General features: G+C 34.3%; 12 protein-coding genes. All 12 read right to left on the bottom strand.

Annotated features, from left to right (window positions below; translation table 11 throughout):
* Nucleotides 1-78: 78 nt before the first annotated feature.
* The 12 genes from FGM02_RS06110 to FGM02_RS06055 all read right to left on the bottom strand — a co-directional run bounded on the left by FGM02_RS06110 (nt 79) and on the right by FGM02_RS06055 (nt 25,880).
* On the bottom strand, nt 79-1,893 hold the full coding sequence (locus FGM02_RS06110) for an alpha-1,3-galactosidase-related protein (protein WP_208021479.1): 1,815 nt from the start codon (nt 1,891-1,893) through the stop codon (nt 79-81).
* 60 nt (nt 1,894-1,953) lie between these two features.
* Nucleotides 1,954-3,429, bottom strand: coding sequence for a sulfatase family protein (locus FGM02_RS06105; protein ID WP_139957421.1), 1,476 nt, complete (start codon nt 3,427-3,429; stop codon nt 1,954-1,956).
* Between the two features lie 163 nt (nt 3,430-3,592).
* Complete coding sequence (locus FGM02_RS06100; RefSeq protein WP_139957420.1) at nt 3,593-6,481, bottom strand: PQQ-binding-like beta-propeller repeat protein; 2,889 nt, start codon at nt 6,479-6,481, stop codon at nt 3,593-3,595.
* A 15-nt stretch (nt 6,482-6,496) separates the two neighbouring features.
* Nucleotides 6,497-9,319, bottom strand: a complete 2,823-nt coding sequence (locus FGM02_RS06095) for a PQQ-binding-like beta-propeller repeat protein (protein WP_139957419.1) — start codon at nt 9,317-9,319, stop codon at nt 6,497-6,499.
* Nucleotides 9,320-9,501: 182 nt separating this feature from the next.
* Nucleotides 9,502-10,818: a T9SS type A sorting domain-containing protein gene (locus tag FGM02_RS06090; protein ID WP_139957418.1), complete on the bottom strand. Its 1,317-nt coding sequence runs from the start codon at nt 10,816-10,818 to the stop codon at nt 9,502-9,504.
* A 174-nt stretch (nt 10,819-10,992) separates the two neighbouring features.
* Nucleotides 10,993-12,303, bottom strand: coding sequence for a T9SS type A sorting domain-containing protein (locus FGM02_RS06085; protein WP_166461137.1), 1,311 nt, complete (start codon nt 12,301-12,303; stop codon nt 10,993-10,995).
* A gap of 215 nt (nt 12,304-12,518) precedes the next feature.
* Entirely contained in the window at nt 12,519-13,379 is an 861-nt protein-coding gene (locus FGM02_RS06080; RefSeq protein WP_139957416.1) for a T9SS type A sorting domain-containing protein, read from the bottom strand.
* Between the two features lie 131 nt (nt 13,380-13,510).
* Nucleotides 13,511-14,944: a carbon starvation CstA family protein gene (locus FGM02_RS06075; RefSeq protein WP_139957415.1), complete on the bottom strand. Its 1,434-nt coding sequence runs from the start codon at nt 14,942-14,944 to the stop codon at nt 13,511-13,513.
* Nucleotides 14,945-15,060: 116 nt separating this feature from the next.
* The gene (locus FGM02_RS06070; protein ID WP_139957414.1) at nt 15,061-19,209 is read right to left on the bottom strand and encodes a hybrid sensor histidine kinase/response regulator transcription factor; all 4,149 of its coding nucleotides are present in this window, start codon (nt 19,207-19,209) and stop codon (nt 15,061-15,063) included.
* A gap of 140 nt (nt 19,210-19,349) precedes the next feature.
* The gene (locus FGM02_RS06065; protein ID WP_139957413.1) at nt 19,350-20,936 is read right to left on the bottom strand and encodes a T9SS type A sorting domain-containing protein; all 1,587 of its coding nucleotides are present in this window, start codon (nt 20,934-20,936) and stop codon (nt 19,350-19,352) included.
* A gap of 6 nt (nt 20,937-20,942) precedes the next feature.
* Nucleotides 20,943-23,906, bottom strand: coding sequence for a hypothetical protein (locus tag FGM02_RS06060; protein WP_139957412.1), 2,964 nt, complete (start codon nt 23,904-23,906; stop codon nt 20,943-20,945).
* Nucleotides 23,907-24,068: 162 nt separating this feature from the next.
* Complete coding sequence (locus FGM02_RS06055) at nt 24,069-25,880, bottom strand: alpha-1,3-galactosidase-related protein (protein ID WP_139957411.1); 1,812 nt, start codon at nt 25,878-25,880, stop codon at nt 24,069-24,071.
* Between the last annotated feature and the right edge of the window lie 231 nt (nt 25,881-26,111).

The raw sequence follows: 26,111 nt of genomic DNA, 5'->3' as shown, positions 1-26,111 counted from the left end.
CCAAAAAAGCCCAAAACCTTATTAATAGTAAGATTTTGGGCTTTTTAATTCAACCTAACGCAGCTGGCTTACACCCCATTAAAAACCTTTATTTCTTTTTACTTTTAAGGTCTTTTTAGAGACTTCATCTGCTTTAATTGTATTCTTAGCCGTTCCTATATATTTATTTTTAGAAATTTCTACATTCTTACAATTGATTAAATCGAACATAAATGCATTTGGATATTGTTTCTTTTCGGTAGTTGTTTCTTTAATTGTATTTCCTCTAACAATCAAACCATCCAATCTATCTGCCCAAATAATTCTATTGTCAAAAGTTTCAATCGTATTGTTTTCAAATAAAATATTACGATCATAAATAGCTGTTTGATCAAAAGATTTTCCTAATCTAGGAGAGACTTTTAAAATGGCATGTTCCGCACCACCATAAGCACAATGTACAAAACGATTGTTACGAATAATCACCTCTTCTACATTTCCAGATTCAAACCAATAATAGGTTTCACCACGCAACATTATAGATGACATCATAGACGACAAATCATTGTCCTCAATAATAATTTTCTTAGGAGTTTTGATAATAATATTTCTTGCTCTGTGATCTCGAATGGTATTTCCTCTCATGGTAAACACAGGATTCCATGTTTTATTTTCTAAAATATCTTCTATTTTTAAATCACTTGGCAACTCATTTTCAAAAGTTAAATCCGTAAAATAATCATTGATAACTTTTACTGAAGTTACTGTATTTACTTCTGCTCTACTTGGGTTTGGACTTTTAATAAACCAAATTTCATCTCCTACGCCTGCAAATTCAAATCCCATTTGCTGATCGTGTTTTAACGCCACACGAACCGTTTTCTTATTCAAAATTTTATCAACTGCCACATAGGTCCCATGTACATTGGTTCCATCATCATACATCCCTTCCAATCGGCAATTTTCAATTAAAATATCACCTTTACAATTGGCAAAATGCGTCGCATCGGCAATGATAGAAATAACTCTATCTGAACCTTCTCTGATATAAATTCCACTGTTTATAATGGTAATATTTTCAGAACGTTCACACAAGAATCCCATTCCTAAGGCATGGTGAATAACCACCCCGTCAAAACGAATATTTTTTGAATTACGAACCAAAAAAGCGGGTGCGTAACGGTTGTGTGCCTTGTCTCCTTTTGACTGCAATACAGAACCTACACGTGGCCAACGTTTTATAGTTTTATCGAAAAAACGAAGATTTCCGTTTTGTAATTTATCTACGTGCATTGGACGCAACGACATGTCCCAAGCTCCATAATCTACCGCTTTGGTTTCTTTATTATGCGATAAAGAACTTCCTAGGGCTGCAAAATTAAAATGATTTATTCCAGGAAATAGAATTCTTCCTTTCGACAATTTCCAAGAAAAACCTTTGGTATACGGTTTTAAATCGTAGTACCCAATTTCTTTATTTACCGCAACTACATCGCCTTGAAAACTAAAAGGTATGTCCCAATCGATCGTTAGGTTTTTTACATCAATTTTTTGACAGCCTTCAAAAACAAAAGGAGCTGCTTGTCCACGAAAAATAAATTCAGAACCATTTCCTTCAATTTCAACAGAATTAAAACCTTCAAAAGAGAAAATTATCTTTTTAAATCCGTTGCCATGATTGGTTACGTATAAATATTTTCCAATGGCATAGTCGGTATGAAATAGGTAGTTTCCTTTTTCAAAAACCAACTTGATGTCTTTGTCTTTTGCATTTTCTATCGCCGTTCTCACCTGTAAAGTCATATCCCCTTTTACATGCTTTATCGTAATTATTTCTTTGGCATTAACTCCAAAAGAAACAAACAGCAATACCGCTGCAGTAAAGGCTAAAAACTTGTTTTGTATATTTCTCATCTGTTCTATTTTCTTGTAAATTTCATTTACGATTTATCAAGTCACTGTCGGTTTTTATCACTACAAATCGACGCCCGTACCCTGTAAAGAGTTGTCGTGATCCCACATAATTAACCAAGGATCTTTGGTTGTTAGCTGAAAGTTTTTCATTCCTTTTTTCATGCTTTCTAACAATGCCTTGTTTTCTTTCTCTGTCGCCAAATTAACTAGTTCACCTGGATCTTTTTCTAAATCGAACAATTCAAATTCAGGATGAAACATATAATCTTTTACTTTGCGTTTTCCATAATATTCAAGATCATTTCTATAAATACTTTGCCAAGTAGAAGCTGCCCACAAATCGGACGCAAAAGGATAATCTAAACGGTAGGCAATGTTCCAAATTAGTTTGTAATTTTTATCGATAACGACACGCATTGGATAATACATGGTAATTTCATGAAAAGTATGAGATGCGTTAATTTGATCCCATCCTTTTGGGTTTTCTTGATCTAAAATAGACTCAAAAGATTTTCCGTGAAATTCTTCGGGCTTATAAGCAACGTTTGCCATATCTAAAATAGTTGGTGTCAAATCTACCCAAGAAATTTTGGCATGATTCGTAATTCCTTTTTTCCCTTTTGTAGGATCTTTTATGATACATGGTAATTTAATTCCTGGCTCATAAACGGTTGTTTTTGCGCCTGGAAATGCCATTCCGTTGTCTGAAATATAAAACACAATGGTGTTGTCTAACTTCCCTGCCTCTTTTAAGTGACTCATTAATTTCCCAAAACCTTGATCAATTCTTGAAATACTTTGGTAGTACTGTGCAATTTCTTCTCTAGATTGTTTGTTGTCTGGTAAAAAATCGGGAACAATCACATCTTTTGGATCGTAAATTATTTGATCTACATCTTTGTAACCTTCTTTTTTATTTCCAAAAGTATTCGCAATCTCCCAAGACTCAGGTTGAAAAGGATGCCCTCTATGCGGATCATCGGTACAAAAATATAAGAAAAATGGTTTTTCAGAATGCAATACATGTTTTGAAGCATCTGCCATTTCTACCGTATTTCTAGGATCTGCTTTTAAAACTTCATCGAACAAATACACTTTTTCTGGAGCTACATGGTATTTTCCTATTCTTGCTGTATGATAACCTGATTCAGACAATCTATTTGATAACGAACGTACGTGATCTAAAGTACTAAAATGGTGGTAATCATGAACATGACCGTAAGAACCTGTAGCGTGCCCATACAAACCCGATAAAATTACAGATCTACTAGCCGCACAACTTGCACTGGTACAATAAGCATCAGTAAATAAAACGCCTTCCGAAGCCAATTTATCTAAATTAGATGTTTGTATTACTGGATTTCCATAACAACCTAAAGCATCCGTTCCATGATCATCAGCCACAAATAAAATGATATTCGGAGCGTCTTTTGAAGCTTGTACAGTTGCTTCTTTTTTAGCACAAGAAAAAATTAGCAGCACTAAAGATCCTACTAAAAATAGTTTCAAGCTAAAAAATTCAATTCTGGTTTTCATAATTATTCTTCATTTGTTCGTTGAACTAGCAAAATACAAGGTTTCTTCCCTAAGTCATGTACGCATGAATACATATAGTGTCTTCTTGCGTGTAATATCAAAAATAAGCATCGTTTCACTGTTTAACTGAGCTTTTATTACCCTTGAGAAAATAATTTTTAACCTATAACTCTTCAGCTAATTCAATATCTATAAAACGAAACATACCACAAGGCACGTCAATTTCAACTTCTTTTGCCCCGTTCCTACTGAAGGATTTTCCATCTAAGAGGTCTGTCATTTTTACGGGAGTTACCGTATGGAATTTCACCATGGCCTTTCGTTCCTTCGGATTGATATATCCGCCATCAATAAGTGTTAATCGTAAATGCTTTGGTGCTGTTTGTGCCACTACCCAAGCGACATCTCCTTCTACGGTAAGTGGTATTTTTTTTGCACTTTCAACAAGATCATTTTGAATAGTTTTATAATATGTATCAGCACTATATTGAGTACCGTTTTCCGAATAGTAATGCCTTCCATCTGTATAATATTCTTTCAAAATATTTTTATACAAAGGATGCAATTTAGTTTCCATTTTACCTCTGAAAGCTGTTTCGTCTGCATGAATTCCTTTTTGCGGTGGCGTAATTAAAACCATCCCCTTAGGATACGAAGGCAAAAAATTTAATTTTCTCTCCTTCACCCCAGCAGCATAATTTGAAAAATCCCATTCTGTAACCGGCGCAGCAGGCCAAGTTCCATTCATTCTGCTAAACACAAAGGGATTGTTATTTTCAAAATTTTCATCAAACTTTGTCAACCATTTTACTTTTGACCCTTCTTCTAAAAAATGTTCATCTGGATTGAACATACTTAAATGCACAGGAGAAAGACTCACCAACTCTTCTCTTTTTGGTACAAAAATAGCGCCACTGGCTAGCAGTTCTTCAAAAAGCTTTGGCTTTCTATGATTGTCGAAAAACCTTGCGCCATTTGAAGCAGCATACACCAATTGTCGTAAAAAATGATTGTCCAATGACTGATCGGAATGCTGTCTTAATCTATCATAACTGGTATTGTCTTGCACTGCCCTTGTTCCCCAATCGTTTACAATTCCAGAAAGCCAAACGCCCATTCTACCCGAAACACTTAACTCCATAGTTTTATCGGTTGTCTCTTCCATAGAGGGCACAAAAACGTTTGAAAATTCACCTGAAGCAAGACGAGACCAATGCGAAATATACACACTTGCCAACCAAAATATATTTTTGGATCGAATAAAAAGTTTTAAATTTTTATCCTTTCCATAAGTTGCTAAATCGTAAAAAAGATCATTTAAAACAAACTCAGCATCCTCCCCATGATCTTCAAATTCAGGATAAATAAGTACCGTTTGTTTGCCTGCTGCGGCATCAATAACTTTTTTAGTAGTTTGTTTGCTATAAAAATAAGGATCGTTTCCATGACCACCCCAATAGGTAATTCCGTCGGCACCAATTAAAGGAATAATTTTATCTAAAACTTGCTGTTCTGACAAAACATATTGTCTTCTTTTATCTCTTTTATCCCTGTATTTTTCATTTGGCATGGCTGCTCTATTCCATGTTTCTCCATCTTGAACTTGAGGCATAAAAGGCTGTGGCAAATAAATAGGCGTATGGTATTTACTGGTATTCTGTCCCGAGCTATTCTCATGCATTAAAGTAACAGGTATGGGATTTCTTTCCCAAGCAGGCTTTATAAAAGAAGCATTCGTATTTGTTACCTTTTCTGTATTTGCTAAAATGGAGGCAATCTTTCCTACAGGACTAAAATTTTCATATTGACTTTTCCATGCTGGATTGGTAGGATCTAGAATATGTATCGCGCTTCCACCGCTTTGGTCACCGGCTAAAATAATTTTTCCAGTAGCGCTATCTTTCCACATATCATTAAAAGCGTACTTCGATTTTAAAAATTCTGCCTGCTCTAAATCTTTTGAAGGCGGCACCAAAATAATATTGTTCCCGTGTAAAATAAAATAAGCATAACTTGTTCCATCAGGAATAATCTCCGTTTGAGTAACTCGATAACCTGGCGCTCCGACTATATTTTTTTTGGTCGAAATATCCATTCTAGTCTGCGAAGCCGATAAATTAAAAGGATCAATTTCCACGGCCATTCCATCATTTAAATGTGTACTACTTCCAAGCAATAGTTCATCATTTCCATCACCATCTGTATCTACAATACGTAAATCTCCTATAGGTTTTCTGCTATCTATTTTCACTGAAGGAGCAAGCAAATCGCCCAAAATATTAAAAACATACACATTTCCTGGTACTTGCATGCTATTGTTCGTCGCTAAAACACACAAATATTCCGTACCATCGGCTTTTTTTATTTTTCTTAAAACATTGGCAATATGCGTATTGTTGGGTGCATTTTCACCTGCAAAAACAGTATTTACGGAATAACTTGAAGAGGCAAGGGTTTGTTTTAAAGAACCATCTGTATTCAAATAATAAATATTGGTATCAAAACCACCACAAACCACATAGGGAATGTTATTTTTATGTACCACACATACAGAATACATAGGAGCTTCATTTTTCTTAAAACTCCATTTTACTTTCCCTAAAGTATCCAAACAATAAATACTACCATTTGCATTGGCTACAAAAATTTCTGCTTCACCATCTCCCGTAATATCCTCACACCAAATATCGTGATTCATAAAACCGGAAAGTTCATTTTTCCAACGGATAATTCCATCATATCCAACTGCCATGATGGTTCCTTCATAGGAACTTGCAATGACACAATTTTCTCCTTGTATTTTTATAGAACGAACTTTTGAAATAGTATGCTCGGTATCTATGCTTGTTATGGCTTGAGGCTTAAAAACGGAAGAAGAATTCACTTCATATTTTAAACTATTTTGACCCGAAAATGCTTTTGCACTTGATATTTCCCAGTGATTTTGGTTTTTTAAACTCCATTTTTCCTCTTGCTCAAAATCATATTTTTTTTGAGCAATTGCGGATAAAACCCCAAAACAAAAAACAAATAAACAGGTAAAATTCCTCATAGCTTTCTTTTTTAATTATAATTTTTCAGACAGCTCAACTTCAATAAATCGAAAGGCTCCTAAGGGTATTTCAATTTCTAATTTGTTTGAATTATTTGCTTTGAATTCTTCTTTGCTAAGAATATCTTTGATGCTTTTCACCACAATTCCATTCAAACTTATTTTAGCCACACTTTTTTCTGGATTGACATATCCGTTGTCTATAAGTGTCAATCGTAAATGTTTGGGTGACGTTTGTGCCACCACCCAGGCCACATCTCCAGAAACAGTAATGGGTAAATTTTTCGCTTTTTCTTGAATATCCTTTTCTACAACTTTATAGTATTCGTTTGCTTTAAAGCTTTGTTTTCCATCGGCACTGTAATAATTATGACCGTCGGTAATATATTCTTTAACTATGTTTTTATAAAGTGGATGCAAATGATCCGTTAATTTTCCTCTAGGAGCATCTTTGTCGGCAAACACTCCATTTTGAGGGGGTGTTATCAATACCAAACCGTTTTCATAAGGTGCCAAGAAATTTAATTTTCTTTCCTTTACTCCGGCCGCATATCTAGAAAAATCCCATTCGGTAACTGGCGCACCAGGCCAAGTTCCGTTTAACCTACTCATCACAAACGAGTTGTTTTTTTCAAACGCTTCATTATAAAAAGTAGTCCATTTTACATTGGCACCGTCATTTAAATAATGATGATCTGGCTCTTTCATGCTCAAATGCACAGGAGAAATACTTAAAATTTCATTTCGTTTTGGAACATACAAAGCCCCTTTGGCAATAAGTTCCCAGTAAATACTCATATAATCCTGATTTACAGCAAAATTATTAATGAATTGCGCTCCGTTTGCTGTATGAAAAATGAGCATACGTAAAAAATGATTTGGTAATCTTTGGTAACCTAACTGTCTTGACCTATCATAAGCTGTATTATCAGGAACAGCTCTTGTTCCCCAACTATTCACGGCTCCACTGGTCCACATTCCCATTCTACCAGCCAAACTCAGTTCCATAGATTTATCCGTAGTTTCTTCCATAGAAGGCACAAAAACATCGGCAAATTCACCAGACATTAAGCGAGACCAAGAATCTATATAATTAGAACCTAACCAAAATACATTTTTAGAGCGTAAAAAGATATTGGCATTTTTACCTTGCGCATGTTTTGCTAATGGATAAATTAAGTCGTCTACTAAAAAGTTAAGATTTTCAGGATTATGATCTTCAACTTCTGGATAAATCAACACTGTTTTTTTTCCTTTCGCTTTGTCTACAACTTTTTTAGTTGTTTTTAAACTAAACATATAAGGATCATTACCATGACCTGCCCAATAAGCTACACCAGGTTCGTCGTTGTACTCATTAGAAATTTTTTCTACAGACTCTTCATGTGTCATGGTATATTTTTTTCGTCTGTCTCTACCTTTTTGATATTTTTTATTGGCTAAAGCAGAACGATCAAATTTTTCTACATTTCTAAGAAAAACTGAATTCAAAAAAATTGGATTTTTATATTTTCTATCAATAGAATTTTTTAAACCCACCAAATTGTCAGGAACACTTTCTGTCATTAAATAAACAGACTGTGAGGAATTATCTTCACTGGCCTTTTCAAACTTTTTCAAGTCATCTCTTATCGCTTCTGTATTTTTTAAAATAGCGGCAATTTTTCCTTTAGGCTGCAAGTTGACAAACTCTTTTTTCCAATTTTTATTATCTGTATCAATAATATGAATACAACTACCGCCACTTTGTGCACTGGCCAAAATGACTTTTTGGGTCAAAGCATCTTTCCACAAATCGTTATAGGCATAAGTTCCTACCAATCTTTCTACATTTTTATCCGAAGTATTCTTGTCGAATAAATGAATTTGACTTCCCACTCTACTTAAATACATGGGTTTATCATCCTGCTCAATTAGTACTGTATGGGCAATGTCATAACCAAATTTGACTTTATTTAATTGTCTAAATGTAAACTGACTCGTTTCCAAATCGTAAAAAGTCACCAACAAATCATTGGCATGTGCCGATGCTCCTAAAATTATTTCTTCATTTCCATCATTATTTACATCTGCAACTTTAAAATCGCCTAACGGACGAATACGAATTTTTGCTTTTAATTTAGCGGGTGCTTTTATAGATTCCTTTTTAAAAGGTAAATCTTCCAATGGTTTAAAAAAGTACAAGGTACCCGGTACATTCATATGATTATTTGAAGCTAAAACAACGAGTACTTCCGAACCATCTGCTTTTTTTACAGGCCGAATAAAATTAGCCGTGCTTACATTGCTTTCAGGTATGTCCTTTTTATATTTACTCCAAGGTTTTTCTATAGAAAATGTTTTTGATTTGATTTCTTTGATCATTTTTCCTTCCGAAGACAAATAATAAAGACTTTTATCAAAACCTCCTGCTACTACATAAGCCTGTTTTCCTTTCTTAACAACAGAAACTGCATACATCGGAGCTTCGTTCTTTTTAAACTTCCACATCAATTTCCCTTTGGCATCCAAGCAGTAAATTGTACCATTTGCATTGGCAGCAATCACCTCATCTTTTCCATTTCCAGTAAGATCGGCACACCAAACATCATGGTTCATAAAACCAGACAATTCATTTTTCCAAAGAATTTTTCCTTCATAAGAAACACCAATAAGGGTTCCTTCATAACTACTGGCAACAATGTAAGATTTTCCTCGATTTTGGGCAGTTCTGACTTTAGAAATGGTCAGGCCCGTTTCTATACTTACAATTCCTGATTTCGATTTTATTTCTGTGGCATTTACTGTTTGTAAGAAAACACAAAGAAATACGATAAAATGATTAACTATTTTTCTCATGAAAATTATTGTTTTTAACACAGCTCAAAAAAAAAACAATTTGATGATTTTGGTGTATGTGGGCATACAAAAAATGTGTGCTCTGGTATTTGTCTACCTTATCTAAAACTAACAAGTAGCGGTATAAAAAAATCCCGCTAAAAAATAGTAGCGGGATTTAGATTTAAATGTGAATGACGCTATTATTTTACGACAACTTTTTCAATAAAAAACTTCAAACCATTTGTTACTTTGGCGATATAGATTCCAGAAGCCAAGTTAGAAGTATTTATAACATTTTTGTTAGCACTATCTGTTACAGATTTTACAGTAACACCAGCTAAATTCGTAATGCTTATTTCACTTCCTAGCGGTGCTTCAATTTGCAATTGATCAGCAACCGGATTTGGATAAATCGCAACCTCTTCTAAAGTATTTTTCCCAACGCTTGCAGGGACTTCTTCTGAAATTGTAGCCGAAATTTGATCGATATAAACAACGTCTCCCGACACTAAATTAGCTGCTTCACCATCAACCCAGTTCAAAGCGAACCAAAATGTAATTCCGTCAAAAGCTTCCGCATTCGTTAAGTTGAAAGTCAACTCTTCCCATTCCATAGCTGTATTTGTAGTTGCAACAGTAACAATTGGTTTTGATGCTGTATTTTCTCCTGCTAGGGTTGTTTTTACTCTAGCCGACATGGAAATTGGCGTTGCACGATTTGTTTTAACCCACATTTTAATCTGAATAGCATGACCAATTTCATACGTATCTTCGTAAGTTTTTTCGTAAGAACTGAATGTCCAAAATGCAGAATCTGCGTCTCCAGAGAATGTATTTTTCAAACTTTGCGTACCATCATGTGCCTCTGTAGCTGTAATCCCTCGTGTTACGAATGCTTTGTTACCACTTAAATGAGCAATACCTGAAGGACCGTCAAATCCAGGATTCAAAATAAAATCTGAATAGGTAGTTGCAGGTGCAGATGCTAAAAATTCAATTTCATCTAAAATGAAATAATCTCCAGCTGTATCCGGTTCGTTATTTCTAACCATTAAGTAAAAATTAGTCAAAGCTCCTTTCCATAAGGTAGTTGTACTCATGTCTAAATACATCGTTGTGTATTCATCAGAACTTCCACCTATACTAAAATTAATATCACCACCTTCATTTGTTTTGATAGCAGCGGCATCGCCATTTGTACCTCCCAATCTTAATTGAACGCCACCTGTTTCATTTTTAAAACGCAAGCGGATATATTTCATCGCGTCAGCATCAATACCAACTACCTCTGCAGTTCCTTTAATTCCGAAATTAGAATTTGCTCCTAATCGCTCTAATTTTAAAGCACCATCCGAAGTCAATCCTCCTGTAGCATCATGTGTTACGACACTATTTGCCCCCCAACTTTTTGCCCAACCGTCAAGATCTGTACTAAAAGTTGTTAATTGTGCTGAAACAGTTGAAATAGCAAAACATGCTATGGCAAAAGTTATTTTTTTAAGTAATTGTTTTTTCATAATAGATAAAATTAAATTTATTGGTTAATGACTACCAAAGGTAGACTGCTAATGATGTTACGATGTGCTTATAGGTAAAACAAAAATGCTTTGGCGTACTAAAAAAACTGAACGCATCCCACACAATAAAAAAACCTGCTTCTAAAAGCAGGTTTGTAAAAGGATAGGCTCTACTTATTTGATTACCAATTTTGAAACAGCTGTTTTCCCTTCAGAAACTACCGTTACAATATAAATTCCTGATGGTAAATCTGAAACAGATACACTGCTTGTACCTGAAGTTGCTTCCAAAGACCTAACAGTAGCTCCTGCAAGGTTACTTAACGAAATACGACTTCCTGCTTCTGCAGATATATTTACAATCTCTGATGCTGGGTTTGGATATATTTGTAAACCTTCTAAAACATTAACTTCATTAGACAACCGCACTTCCGTAGTAAACGTAGTAACTAAGTCATCTACATATAAAACATTTCCATTAACAAAGCCAGAACCTACCGTAGGAATACTTATTCTTGTCTTTGCAGTTGTAAAACTCTCCTCAGCAGGAATGCTATAAGAAAAGGTTAATTGCTGCCATGAAGTTGCATCTTCCAAAGCCACCGTTTTTTGAGATCCTCCTTTTGCTATCTCATCCAAAAGGTACCCAATAAAAACTTTATACTCTCTTGCTACACTCGATTTTACCCAAATAGTGGTTGTTATCATCGTTCCCGCGCTATATCCTGGATCATACGTTACTGCAGTAGCATTATCAATTGCCCACCATCCCGCTTGGTTATCTGTAAAAGTATAGGCCATAGAATTTGTTCCTGAATGCGCTTCATCAGTTGAAATTCCAGCAGAGCCATAACTTTTCGTATCCGGTTCCCAGCCTATTCCTAAACCAGTTACTGCGTCTTCATCTTCAAAACCAGGATCTCTAGTAAATTCTGAATAAGTCGCAGTTGGAACTGTAATAAACTCAATTTCATCTAAGAAAAAATCTTGACCTGAAGCATCAGGAGCACTTCCTCTTACACCAAACCATATTTTTGTCAAATCCCCTTTCCATAAGGTATAGCTACTCAAATCAAAATAAGCAGTTTCATAATCTGTTGTTCCAGATATTGGAAGATCTATATTACCTCCACTATTATTTTTTAGCACAGTACCATCTCCATTTGTACCACCAATTCGAAAAGTAGTACCTCCTGTTAAATTTTTAAATCGTATTCTGATCCCTTTTTTTACATCAGCATCAATATTTACGACTACTGCTGTTCCTTTAATTCCAAAATTGGCATTATCGGTAATTCTATCTAATACAATTGCTCCATCGGTTCCTTCTGCATCATTATGACTCAGTGTACTATGTGTTCCATCTCCAAAATCTACAGCCCACCCATCTAAGCCAGTATCAAAGGTTGTTGTTTGTGCTCGTGTAGTTGACAAAGCGACTAAAGCTAAAAGAACAGTAATTTTCTTAAGTAATTTTGTTTTCATAATTAATTTGGTTTGGTTTGAATTCATAATTAGGTTCACCCCAAAATTAAAAAGGATTCCTTCTTTACACATGCTAAATCTTACCCTTTACTAAGTCAATAATAACAGGAAAAACCAATCCAAATCATGAATATAAAATTCAAAAACCATCCCATACAACAACAAAAAGCCCGCAATAATAATTGCAGGCTCTCTACTATTTTAGAAACTATTTATTAGTTTTTTATCAATTTTGAAACAGCTGTTTTCCCTTCAGAAACTACCGTTACAATATAAATTCCTGATGGTAAATTTTCAGTTGATATTACTGTATTATCAGAACTTGTTTGAACTTGTCTCACAACAACACCAGCAATATTTGTAATACTTACTTCACTTCCTGATGGTGCAGTAACATTCACTTTATCAGTAGCTGGGTTTGGAAAAACAGACACACCAGATAATTCGTTATTAATTTTATTAACGGAAGCAGTAGCATCTTTTTCAATAGTAATATTATCAAAATAAGTTACACTTCCTGCTGTTGGAGTAGCAGGTATTCCTACTAAAGAAAACGAAATCCAACCTACCGTCTCCGCTTCTGTAGCATCGAAAGTAGTTGTAGCTTCAATTTGCTCCCAGTCACCAGTAGGTGTATCTGGAAAATTTAAAGTAAGGTTAGGCTTAGCCGGCTGAGAATTTATTGTAATTTTTATATTACTTGCAGCGTCACCTGTTACTCTAACCCAGGCTTTCACTTTATAAGTAGCTAATTCTGTAGTGAATTCATGTTCCGAATTAGTATTAGACCTCCATGTTTGCAATTTAGGAACTGTACCTGCTGTTGCAACTAAATCACATTTCATACTGTAAGTTCCAGATTGTGCTTGGTCTAAAGATTGTGTAAATCCCGCAACTTGTGTCCATGCCTCAACGATGTTACCAGTTTGATCACCCGTATTTTTATTATTCCAATCTACATTGGTTAATTCAAATCCATAAGCATCCGTTGGTAAAATATTTTGAGAAAAAGCAAGTCCAGTGTACAACAAGAATGTAGCCCCTAATAATACAGATTTAAGTAATTTTGTTTTCATAATAAAGTTGGTTTAATTTGTTTTATTGATTACCCTACAAATCTCTTACAACTTTAAAATTTCTTTATGTCTCTAAATAAACAAAAAGTGTTTTTGAGTACATTTAACTGAAAACGGAATAGTGAATTCTCTTATTTTTTGCGCTTCTTTACCTTCATTACATACAGCCAAAACAACAAAGAAATCAATAAGGTACTGACCCCGCCAAGTATATAGGCAACATTGTGTTCTAAAGAAAATCCTTCCGGCGCAATTAAAATATAGGTACTACATACCATGGTCATAAAAATTGCAGGCAGCAAAGTTACTATGTATAATTTTTTAGCACTGACCAAATAAGCGGTTAAAGTCCACAAAACAATGGTGGCCAAAGTTTGATTGCTCCAAGCAAAATAACGCCAAATAATGGCAAAATCAACTTGAGTTAAAGCAAAAGCAATGACAAATAATGGCAAGCTGATGTACAAACGTTTGCTTATTTTGGTTTGATCGTATTTAAAAATATCTGACAAAATTAATCTGGCCGATCTAAAGGCAGTATCTCCAGAAGTAATTGGCGCTGCTACAATTCCAAGGACCGCTAACAGACCTCCAAATTTACCCAGCATATTTAAAGATATTTCATTGGCAGCCCAAGCAGCATTGTTTCCATTTTCTATCATCATGGCATTTAAGCCTTCCACATTTCCAAAAAAGGTCATGGCTGCAGCTGCCCAAATTAATGCCACAATACCTTCGGTAATCATGGCTCCAAAGAATACTTTTTTACCATATTTCTCATTTTTTATACAACGTGCCATTAAAGGCGATTGCGTGGCATGAAAACCAGATATAGCACCACAAGCAATGGTTGTAAACAACATCGGAAAAATAGGTGTTGCTTCCGAATTTGTTTTCATATTTACCAAATTAGCAGGTATTAATTCAGGTATTTGATAATCACCAACAAACAAAGCAATTAACAAACCGACTGCCATAAATAACATGGCTGCACCAAAAACAGGATACAATTTGCTGATCAATTTATCAATTGGCAATAAAGTAGATAGGACATAATACACTAAAATAATGGCTACCCAACCCCAAATACTTAAAAATCCACCCGTCATTCCATCAATAATTTTTGCAGGCCCCACCAAAAATACTGTACCAACAAAAATTAAAAGAATCACTGTAAAAAAGCGCATAAAGTGCTTTAGTTTTGGTCCTAAATAAATTCCAACAATTTCACTAATACTTAATCCGTCATGTCGTAATGAAAGCATTCCTGAAAAATAATCGTGGACAGCACCTGCAAAGATACTCCCCAATACAATCCACAAAAAAGCAGCAGGTCCATACATGGCTCCAGCGATTGCTCCAAAAATAGGTCCGAGACCTGCAATATTTAAAAACTGAATTAGAAAAACACGCCATGTTGGCAAGGGCATAAAATCTACATTATCTTGTAAACTTGTTGCTGGTGTTTCTTTATTTTTATCGATTCCGAAAATTTTCTCAATAAACGTTCCGTAAATAAAATAACCTGCAATCAATACAGCAATAGATAATAGAAATGAAATCATAATCTAGAAATAATAAAGTTTAGTTAGGGCTAAGTACGTGACATTCTAAAATTAAAATGTTCTTAAAAATTTATAAATTGTACGTCACGGTCTCTTTTTGAAATATTGCGTTTCATTTAGGATTCCTCTTTATTTATAATAGAATTCATTCCTTCGCTAGCATATTTTCCAGGAGTAACCTTATACTTGTCTTTAAACAGTTTGCTAAAATGGCTACGACTTTTAAAACCAGTGATGACGAATACCTCATTTACCGGTAATTTTTGTTGAATTAAATATTCTGCCGCCTTTTTTAAACGAAATTCTTTCAACAACTCAAAAGGTGTTTGATTGGTTAATTCTTTTACTTTTTGATAAAAATGTGTCCTATTCAAATACAATTTTTTCGCCAAAATATTAATATCTAACGATTGATTGTCCAAATTTTCATTCATCAAATCATACAATTTTTCTAAGAACACATTGTCTTTGGATTTATCAACTCCTTTTTCAAGTGTAATCGGAAAATCAACTTTAAAACGTTCGCGTAATTGTTTTCTGTTTCTTAACAAAGATTCCGTTCTAGTGATCAGTCTTTGAATATTAAACGGCTTTTGAATATAAGCATCAGCCCCGTCTCCTATACCTTTTATTTGATCTTCAATAGAAGTACAAGCAGTTAACAAAACCACAGGAATATGACTTGTACGGATGTCAGACTTTACGGCCTTACACAAATCGAAACCATTCAATTCTGGCATCAATACATCACTTATAATAATGTCTGGCCATTCTTCTTTTAAAGCATCCAAACATTCCTGTCCGTTTGTAAAGGTGGTTACCTCAAAGAAATTAGATAACATTTCTGCCACAAAATCGCGCATATCTACATTGTCTTCTGCAAAAAACACTTTTGCTTTCAAGAAATTTTCATCGAAGGTAATTTTTGTCAAATCTACTTCATGTGGAATTAAAGGATCTTCTATATATTTTTTCTCGTAGGATAAAATTTCCTTTTCTCTTTCCTCTTGGTCTACTGTATCTTCATCAACCACTATTGGAAGTCGCAAATGTATGATGGTCCCTTTGTCTAATTCACTTTCAGCATCAATATAACCATAATGCATTTCCACCAATCTTTTAGAAAAAGCCAAACCAATTCCAGAACCTCCTGTATACGCACTGTGTTTTTTTTGAGATTGATAAAAACGCTCAAAAATATGCGGTAAATCATCTCGTTCAATTCCTTTACCTGTATCACTTACCTTTACAAACAACTCCTTTTCTTCAGTATAATAAGTCAGTTTTATGGTATCACCAGCCTTTGTGTATTTAAAGGCATTGCTAAATAAATTGTTTAATATTTTTCCTAATTTATCTTGATCTGCAGAAATGTATATTTTTTCATCTACTCCTTGAACTTCCAAATGTTTTCCATCTTTTTGTGCCAAGAAATTAAAATCGATAAGCAGTTCAGTTACATAAGAATCAAAACAAAAATTAGAATAATCCATTTTCAATTTGTTCGCATCTGCACGTTGAAAATCATGTACCTGATCTATTAATTGTGATATTTTTTTAGATTGCCTTTGTACTATTTGTAATTTCTGCTTGAATTCGACATTGTTTTTTACCTGATTTAACAAGACCTCTACAGGACCTGAAATTAAGGTTAGCGGCGTTTTAATTTCATGTGAAATATTTGAAAAGAATCGCAATTTGGCTGCATTTACTTCTTTTACATTGTCTATTTCTAGCTGTTCAATTTCAATATTATGATTTAAAGTTTGAATTTTTAACACAATTAAAATCACTAGATAAACAATTAAACCACCAAAAATAACATAGAGGAAAAAAGCCAGACTTGTTTTCCAAAATGGAGGCTTAATCAATATTTTTAATTGCACCGGTTCTGTCCAGTCGCCAATTGAATTAGACGCAATAACGCTTAATTCATAGGAGCCAGGTTGCAAACCGTTGTATTGAATTGTTTTTTGTTGAGATGGCACTTGAATCCAATCTTCCTCTAATGGTGATAATTTGTATTTTAAATAATAATTTTCAGGATTTGAAAAATGCAAAGAGGTAACATCTATTGAAAACACATTTTCATTGTGCTTTAAAGACAATACATCATTTGCTTCCACGTGTTTTTTCAACAACACTCTATTTTCAAGCGTATCACCAGGATATACTACTTTATTAAACAGCTTAAAATCGCCAAATTCTAATTTGGGCAAAATTTCTGTATTGGGTACTTCTTCGGGTCTGAAATAACAAAACCCATCCAAGCCAGACAAAAATATATAACCATTTTCTAGCTTATCGGAAGCATACCAAAAATCGGCAAAAGGCAAACCATCTTGCTTGCTAAACTTTCGGAAAGTATATTCTTTTGTGTTGAACTTATTTAATCCATTATTTGTAGCCACCCAAAGATTGTATTCATTGTCGTAATCAATACTTTTAACCACATTATTAGATAAGCCATTTTTTTCCGAAAAGGACACGAATTTTGGTTCCGTATCGCTTTCCAATACTTTACAAATTCCGCCTCTTTCCGTTCCTAGCCACAATTCATCATTAGGCAAACGACAAATTGACGTAACAAAATTACTAGATATCGAAAGCGGATTATTTTTATCATGGATGTATTGATCTATTTCTATTTCAGCCAAAGGCGTTCGCGCTTTTGTTTTTAAACGAAAAAGTCCATCATCATCATCTCCAACCCAAACAAAATCAAAAGTAGGATCTGGATACACAATTCTTGTCAATGAGATTTTATTATCTTTAAAAAACGGATTTTCAGATAGCGCTTCTATTTGAAGAATATTATTGGAGCTATCTATCGAAATTTTATAAATTTCATCTTCACAACCAAGCCAAATATTTCCGTATTTATCTTCTTTGATAGTTCTTGGAGCAATTCTTCCAAAATCAGGAAAACTTGGATGTACAACCTTTTCAAAAGGTTTGTTTTTTCTTCGAGCACGTAAAAACTCATATTTTCCAAGAATTTTCAACCAGATAGATTTCCTAGAATCTACAAAAACAGTTGACACATTCAGTCGGTCTTCTTCCGTAATTTGAAGGGGCATTTTTTCAAATTCATGCTTTCTGGTATCATAAAAAGACATGCTTCCTTTGGTGGCCGAAATAAATATTCTATTCCGATCAAAAGTACTTAAATGACTTACGGAACTGGAGCTTAATTGTAACTTGGCATCTTTACTAGGATAGTATTTATGAAACGGATTCTCCTGCGTATCAAATCGATACACACCCTTGTTGAACGAACCTACCCAATTTCCACTTCTTTCGGAAAAAGAGAAACAACTAATTCGCAAAAGCCCAGGGGTTAATTGTAATTTTTTAATGTCTAATTTCGAGTTATCCGTTAATGAATAAACATCATCTAAAACAAATAAACCTTCATTTAAAAGGCCTAACCACAATTTTCCTGAAGGATCTACTTTTGCATTTTTAAAATAGTATTTCGGAAAATGTTTACTTTTTACTTTATACGAAATTGCATCTTCTTCTTTTTTATAATTGATATAGATCAAACCCTTTCGTAAAGTTACCAACAGGGTTTTAGAATCTACCTTTGTTACAGAATTTGTGTTGTTTACCTCTTCCTGTAATATTCTTTCATAAGCCAAACTATTTACATTAAAAGTAGCCAAGCCACCCGTACCCGAAATAAGATACAAACCTTCATCTATGGCTATTAAATTAGCAAATTTTGTTTGACGATTGAAAACACTTTCAGGTACTTTTGTATGACTTAACAAAGAAAACTCCTGATCAAAAATTAAAACTCCTTGCGTTTCCGTTAAACATAAAATAAAACCTTGTGATTTGTCAATTACAATATCTTTTACAATGGGGCCTGTTATTCTATTGTTATAAAATTTATCAGAATACAATTTGGTAAATTTCTCCAAAGAAGGATTGTACACGGTAATTCCTTCATCGGTACCAATCCAAATATTTCCTTTAAGATCTTCCGTAATTGAACGAATTCTATTACTCGTTAAAATATCTACAGCAAGCGTATTCTTATACATTTTAAACTCATACCCATCGTATTTGTTCAAACCATCATAGGTTCCAATCCAAATATATCCTTTAGAATCTTCAAAAATAGAAGTGACCCCATTATGGGCCAAACCATCAGAAATGGTTAGGTTATGAGAATACTCTAGTCGACCTTCTTGTGCATTTAGAAGTGTCACAAGAAATAGGAAACAAAATAGTACGAATCGGTATTTTCTAAACATAGATGTTTAACTTTAAAAAAATCTTAACTGGTTGAAGCACATTTGAAGTCGTAAATGATTCGCTAAATTTAAGTTATTTTTTTTAACCTAAACCACATGTTAAAATGAAATACGGCAAGTCTTAGCTATTTTGACCAACTTTATTCAATAAGAATTTTTTTAAGGAGCGTAAGATCTGAATGAGAGATTTTTAAAATATAAATTCCCGAATGAAATTCCTTTACAGAAAGTTCGTAACGATCATTTTCTAGCACTTTATTTTTAAGCAAAACTCCGGAAGTTGTAAACAACTGTAAACGAGTCCCTTTTTTAGCTTTTACACTTAAAATATCTTTTACCGGATTTGGGTAAACAAGCACCTCAGCTTCTTTTCTTGAAAAAACACCCTCACAAGGAACAGCGGTCTTCACTTCAATAAAATCGCCAGGAGAAGAATTTAATTCAAAGCTTTTTAAATGGGTTGAGAAACTTGGGATTCCATTCACAAAAACAGCAAATGGAGCTGTCCCTTTTTCAATAGAAATAGCCGTTTTCGCCATTTTCGATGTTCCTTTTGCGGCAATGCTTTGTCCTGCTTCTATTTTTAACGAGTAACAGTGATCACTATCATATCCATCCGTTGCAATACATAAATCGTAGGATCCTGGTGCAATGTCTGCTATTTCTAAACTTGAAGTAAAGTCATAATTTTCTCCATTAAAACTCGCTTGGTAATTTTCAGTTGTTTTTGCGCTAATATACAACTGACCGTTATTTTTCCCTATACAAGATTCCGACACTACCTTAATTTCAAAATTATCGGCACTAATTCCAGCCTTTTTTGTTTGCACAAAACTAAGATCATCTACATAAAAAACTCCTTTTCCACCACCATATTCTGGATTGTTATGTACTGTAATTTTAAATTCAGAATCTATTGCAGCTTCTTCAATACTTATATGCTGTTCTAAATCCACCCAGATACCTTTAGTTATATTGTGCAAATCCCATTTCATATTTTTCCAAGGAGTTACTAATGTTGTATAAAAATTAGAAATAGCTGTATTTTCCTCTACAAACACCTTTAGTTTTACATCATATTCTCCGGCTTCTAGACTAATATTCCCTTCTGGCAAGGTACTTATTGAAGCTACTAAGGGAACTTCTACCACAACCGGAGGAGCTTCAACCAATATTTGAAAACTATCAAAATATAAGGTTCCTATTCCACCATAACTACTTTCCATTATGATTCTTACATTCGTATTTACAAATGCTTTTGTCAGGTTTAATTCTGCCGTTACCTCTACCCATTCATTTTTTGTAACACTTGACAAATCAAAAACAACGTTTACATCTGGCTCATCAGTTGTTCTAAAATTTGCTTTTACCGCTGAAATTTGCGCTCCAGAATCTAGCCAAACCATGGCCTTCATTTGATAAATACCCGGCTCTAAATTTATAGCCATTTCTTGAATACTTGAACTTCCAAATGCTCGTTTACTTCCCGTAAGTGAAGTTGTATTGTTAAACTTCAAACTGTTGCCTGTCCCATTTGCTCCTTTATTGCCGGCAATAGTCCACTCATCGTGTTGCATCCACCAACCATCATCGCCAGATGTTACATCGAAACCATAATATTCAGTATGCAATCCGTTGACAAAATTAGTTTGTGCAAAACTTTTTTGCGTTCCAACATAAAAAAAAGCGACTGCTACCCACAGGTATGTAAAAATTCTAGTTGTCATAGGAAATTAATTAAGCGGTGTATTTAAAGTGATGTCTATAAAGCGAAATGCACCTGCTGGGACTTCTATTTCTACAGCATTTTTATCAGATATATTAAACGAAGTCCCATCCAATATATCTACCATATTTGTCGGTGTTACTGTATGAAAACTTAAAATTGCAGTTTGATCCATCGGGTTTAAATAGCCTCCATCTAAAATTGTCAATCGTAAATTTGTAGGTGAAGTCTGTGCAACAACCCAAGCAACATCACCTTTTACGGTAAGTGGTAGTAATTTTGCGCTTTCTTTTAGTTGATTTTTTATGTTTGTGTAATACGCATCTGCGGCAAAAGTCTGTGTTCCATCAGCAGAATAATAATGACGTCCATCCGTATAATATTCTTTTAAAATAGTTTTATAAAGTGGATGTAATTTATCTGCCAATTTTCCTCTTGGTGCTGAAATATCCGCATGTGCCCCAGCTTGTGGCGGTGTAATTAGTACCAAACCATTTGCATAACTAGGTAAATAATTTTGTCGACGGTCTTTTACACCACCTGCATAACTTGAAAAGTCCCAAGGTGTATTTTGAGCCCCTAGCCAAGTTGCATTTTGTCGGCCAAACACAAAGGGATTGTTGTTTAAAAATTCTTCATCGTAATGAGTCGCCCATTTTAAACTACTCCCTTCTTCCATAAAATGAGCATCGGGATTAAAAATACTTAGATGAACTGGAGAAATACTCACAATTTCATTAGGCTTCGGAACAAACAAAGCTCCTTTAGCAGTTAATTCCCAAACAATACTCATATAATCAGGATCAACGGCGAAGTTATTTAGATAAGAAGCCCCATTGGCCATATGATAAATTAAATGACGTAAAAAATGATTGGGCAATCGTTGGTGACAAAATTGCCTAGATCGGTCGTAACTTGGATTGTCAGGCACTGTTCTAGTCCCCCAATTATCTACAGCTCCACTAGCCCAAATTCCAACACGACTAGCAATACTAATATCCATGGCCTTGTCTGTAGTTTCTTCCATAGAAGGCACAAAAACATCTGAAAACTCTCCAGAAAGCAATCGGCCCCACATAGGTAAAAACACATTTCCTTGCCAAAAATTATGTTTGGTACGTACAAAAATATTGGCATTTTTTTCTCGTCCATAGGCCGCCAAAGGATAAAATAAATCGTTCATTACAAAAGCAAAATCATCAGAATGATCTTCTAATTCAGGATAAATTAATACGGTTTTTTTACCATTTGATTTGTCTAAAATTTGTTTAGTTGTACTTAGTTGAAACATATAAGGGTCATTTCCATGGCCACCCCAATAAGCAATTCCTTTGTCACCTTCTGGAGACTCATCATACCATTTTGAAATATGATCTATGGCCTGTTGCTGGGTATACACATAATCTCTACGCCCATCTCTTTTTGCTTCGTATTTTGCATTTCCTAGGGCCGACCTGTCCCAATTTTCAGCTTGCCCCATATGACTTCCACCTAAAAATATTGGTGTTTCATAATTGGCACGAATATTATCTGCCGTTGTTTTCGCCAAACCATTATCTGTACTTTCTGTCATAAAGTAAATAGCACGTGCTTCTCTTTGGGTACTCGGTTTGGTATAACTGGCTAAATTTGTTCTAATTGCTGCTGTATTGTCTTTAATATCCTGCAATTTTCCTCCGGGCATTAAATCTTGATACGCAGTTTTCCAACCCGCAATACTGGTGTCAAAAACATGAATTTGACTTCCACCACTTTGGCTACTTGCCAATATTAATTTGTTACTATTAGGTACTTTCCAAAGATCATAATAGGAATATTTACTTACATATTTTTCTTCCGTAGCACTGTCTAAACTAGGATCTACCAACACCATTTGATTTCCAATTAAGAGCAAGTATTTTTTTGTAGTCACATCGGTAATTAATTCTGGCTGCATCACTGAATATCCAAATCCTAATTTTGAAACTCCATAGGTTTCTTGAGTATCGTCTACTAAATTTAAACGTGTAAGATTGGCACTGTTCTGATGATTTGAAAACCCCAATAAAACTTCCATGTTTCCATCATTGTCATGATCAGAAAAACGCATTTCACCAATTGGACTAGCGCCTATCGTTTCTATTCGTTTTATGGGTGTATCCGCTAAGGCGTCAAACACATAGGTAGCGCCTTTATCTTGTGAAGGATTGTTACTGGCATGCATGATCAAATAATCATTGTCTGCATCCTTTTTTACAGGTCTTAAAAAGTTGGTGTAATGCACATTATTTTTTGCTGTGGTAGTCCCCCAAGTTTTTTCTTGAGAATAATCTGCAGATTTTAATTCTTTCACCAAACTTCCCTCAGCCGACAAATAATACGCATTTAAATCTAAACTTCCGGCCACTACATAAGGAGTACCTTCTTTTTTAACTACCGTAATGGCATACATGGGAACTTCATTTTTTTGGTATTTCCAAAGTAATTTTCCTTTGAAATTTAAACAATAAACAGTCCCATCTGCATTGGCAATAAGAATTTCATCATTTCCATCAGCCGTTATATCGGCGCACCAAAAATCGTGTACCATAAAACCAGACAATTTATTTTTCCAAAGAATTACCCCATCAAACCCTATGCGCATAACTATTCCTTCATAGGAACTGGCAATAATAGCTGTTTGCGATATAAAATTTGCCGTTCTAATTTTATGAATGGTATGCCCTGTTTCAATGCTATAAAAATCAGGACTCAAAAGTTGATCGCTTTCCGGAACCTCATATTTTAAGGCGTAATCTCCACTAGCAGCTTTATTTTCTGACAAGGACCAATAAGAACTAGCCGCCAAGGACCAATCTGCTGCTTGATTTTCAAAATCAAAACTCACTTGGCTTGTTGTTGACTTGTGCGCTTGCTTTTTTTGTGAAAAACTGTTTTGAGTTCCCAAGAAGGAAACTACAAATAGTAGCGTAAGTATCTTATTTTTATGCATCTTAAAAATTTATCAAAATTGTCAGTTTGTAAATTTCAGCAGTAAATAAAAAATCACTGTCGCCAGACGTACATATATTGTGCTTAATAGTAAGTAAACCACAAAACAAAAAGAGCTAAGATGAAAACACCTTAGCCCTTTTATAAACATAAAAATGCAATTTTATTTAGAGATACCTTTGTTTCCTTTTATACGAAGCGCTGTCGTATTTTCAGATGTTTCAATTTTTATAGGCCAGGTAAATCCTATGAATTTATTTTTTTTAATAGAAATATCTTCACAATATTCTAAACTTATAGAAGGTTCTTTAGCTCCTGTCGGATAATCAGAACTTAACTCTATGCTATTTCCTGAAATTTCTAAGCCTTTCACAGACAAAGCATGTGCTAACTGCCCGTTAAAACTTTTAATTTTATTGTTTTTAAAATGAATATTAAAATGGTATTTTTCTTTACCTATATGCTGTCCTGTAGTAAACATAGGAGAAGCATACAGTGGATACGAAGCACCGTTTCCGTAGCCTATATTTTCAAATACATTATTTTGAATAGTAATGTCTTTTACCCCCCCCGACTCATACCATGCCTTATTATCTCCTTCAATTAAAATACCGTGCATTTGCGATGAAAAGAAGTTATTTTCAACCAGTACTTTTCCTTTGGTTGTAATCAAAGCACTTCTTGCTCTGTTATCACGAATGACATTATTAAGTACATGTAAATCTGGGTTCCAAGTAATATTTTCAAAAGAAAGTGGCCCTTCAGGAATTTGATTTGGCACATTTTCTACGGTAATCAAAACTCTTTTTGCATTTAATATTTTCGCTTCTGTCACTGTCATTTCAGCAATTGGTAAAACCGTTTCTCTGGAAGTCAACATAATTTTATCACCCGGTTCAGCAAATAGCAAGCCCCATTGTTGTTTATGACTAATTTCACATAAGAAAGTATTGTTTCCCATGTACTTTTCAACTTTTATATAAGCACCATGCACATTGATCCCATCATCCATCATACGCTCTAACAAACAGTTTTCTATTTTAATCAATCCTTTACATCCCAAAAAATGAGTTGCATCAGCTCTGGTCGCCATATTTCTATCTGCACGAGGAGTGACAATAAATTTATTCAGACTTACATTTTCACACCTTTCAGCAATAATCGCCATACCACCAGCTGCAAGAACCGTAATATTTTCTAACACATTATTTTTTGAGCTAGATAAATGAATGGCTTGCGCAAATCGATTTCCTCCAGGACTTGGCCCGTAGGTTGCAAAGACAGTCCCTACTGGTGGTGTTGCCTTTGTAATATTGGTGAATTTTGCTGTTTTATTATTTAATTTTTCAATTTTGGTTCCTTTACCATACTTTAAAAAATAATTTTTCGTATTCCAAATCGGAGCTTTTGTTTTCCCATCATACGCAATATTCTGACCGATTACATCTTGCCAATCGTAATGATTAAACAATATTTCATTGTCTTTTACAGCAAAACCAAATTTTTCATTAGCCACTTCACCGATGAAAGAATTTTCTTTAGGGTTGTTTTTTATGACTTTTATTTCATTGATAAAAGACTTTTCCCAATCAATAGTGAAATTTTTTAAAACCGTATTGGTAGCTCCTTCTACAGTAATAGGACATATTTTTCCATGAAACATAAACGTGGATCCATTACCGTCTAAGGTAAAGTTTTCGAAACCGAAAATTGGAAAAGCCAATTTCTTTAAACTATTATCATGATTGGTTACTGCCCGATACATTTCCAAGGCATTTTCAGGATAAAACTCATATTGCCCCTTGGGAAAAAATAAGGTGATATTTTTCTTTCCTTTTAAAGACGCTATCAATTGGTTGACTTCTAAAGTGACATCTTTTCCAGGTTTAATTCCATGGTCTGCCACATTAATTATTTGGGCAAAACCAGTGCTTAGAAAAAAGGATAATATCAAAGTGCTAAGTATGTTCTTCATCTATTCAGTATAATCGTTCGTCATAATTTATAGGACTAAATTACTTGCAAGCAGAAGAAAGCATGTCTGTGTGAGTATAATTATTGTTCTTTTTAATGTATAATTTAAACAAGCGCAAAGATTTCAACCTATTGAAACCAAATAAAAAAACGCTAACAAACTCATAGCAAAACAACTACAAACACAAAAAAAGAATAGATACAACTAGAAAATATAAATAGACTCAAAAAT

It is taken from the genome of Flavicella sediminum (assembly GCF_006381105.1).
In the GTDB taxonomy this organism is placed as follows: Bacteria; Bacteroidota; Bacteroidia; order Flavobacteriales; family Flavobacteriaceae; genus Flavicella; species Flavicella sediminum.
This window is presented reverse-complemented; position numbering and strand designations above follow the sequence as displayed.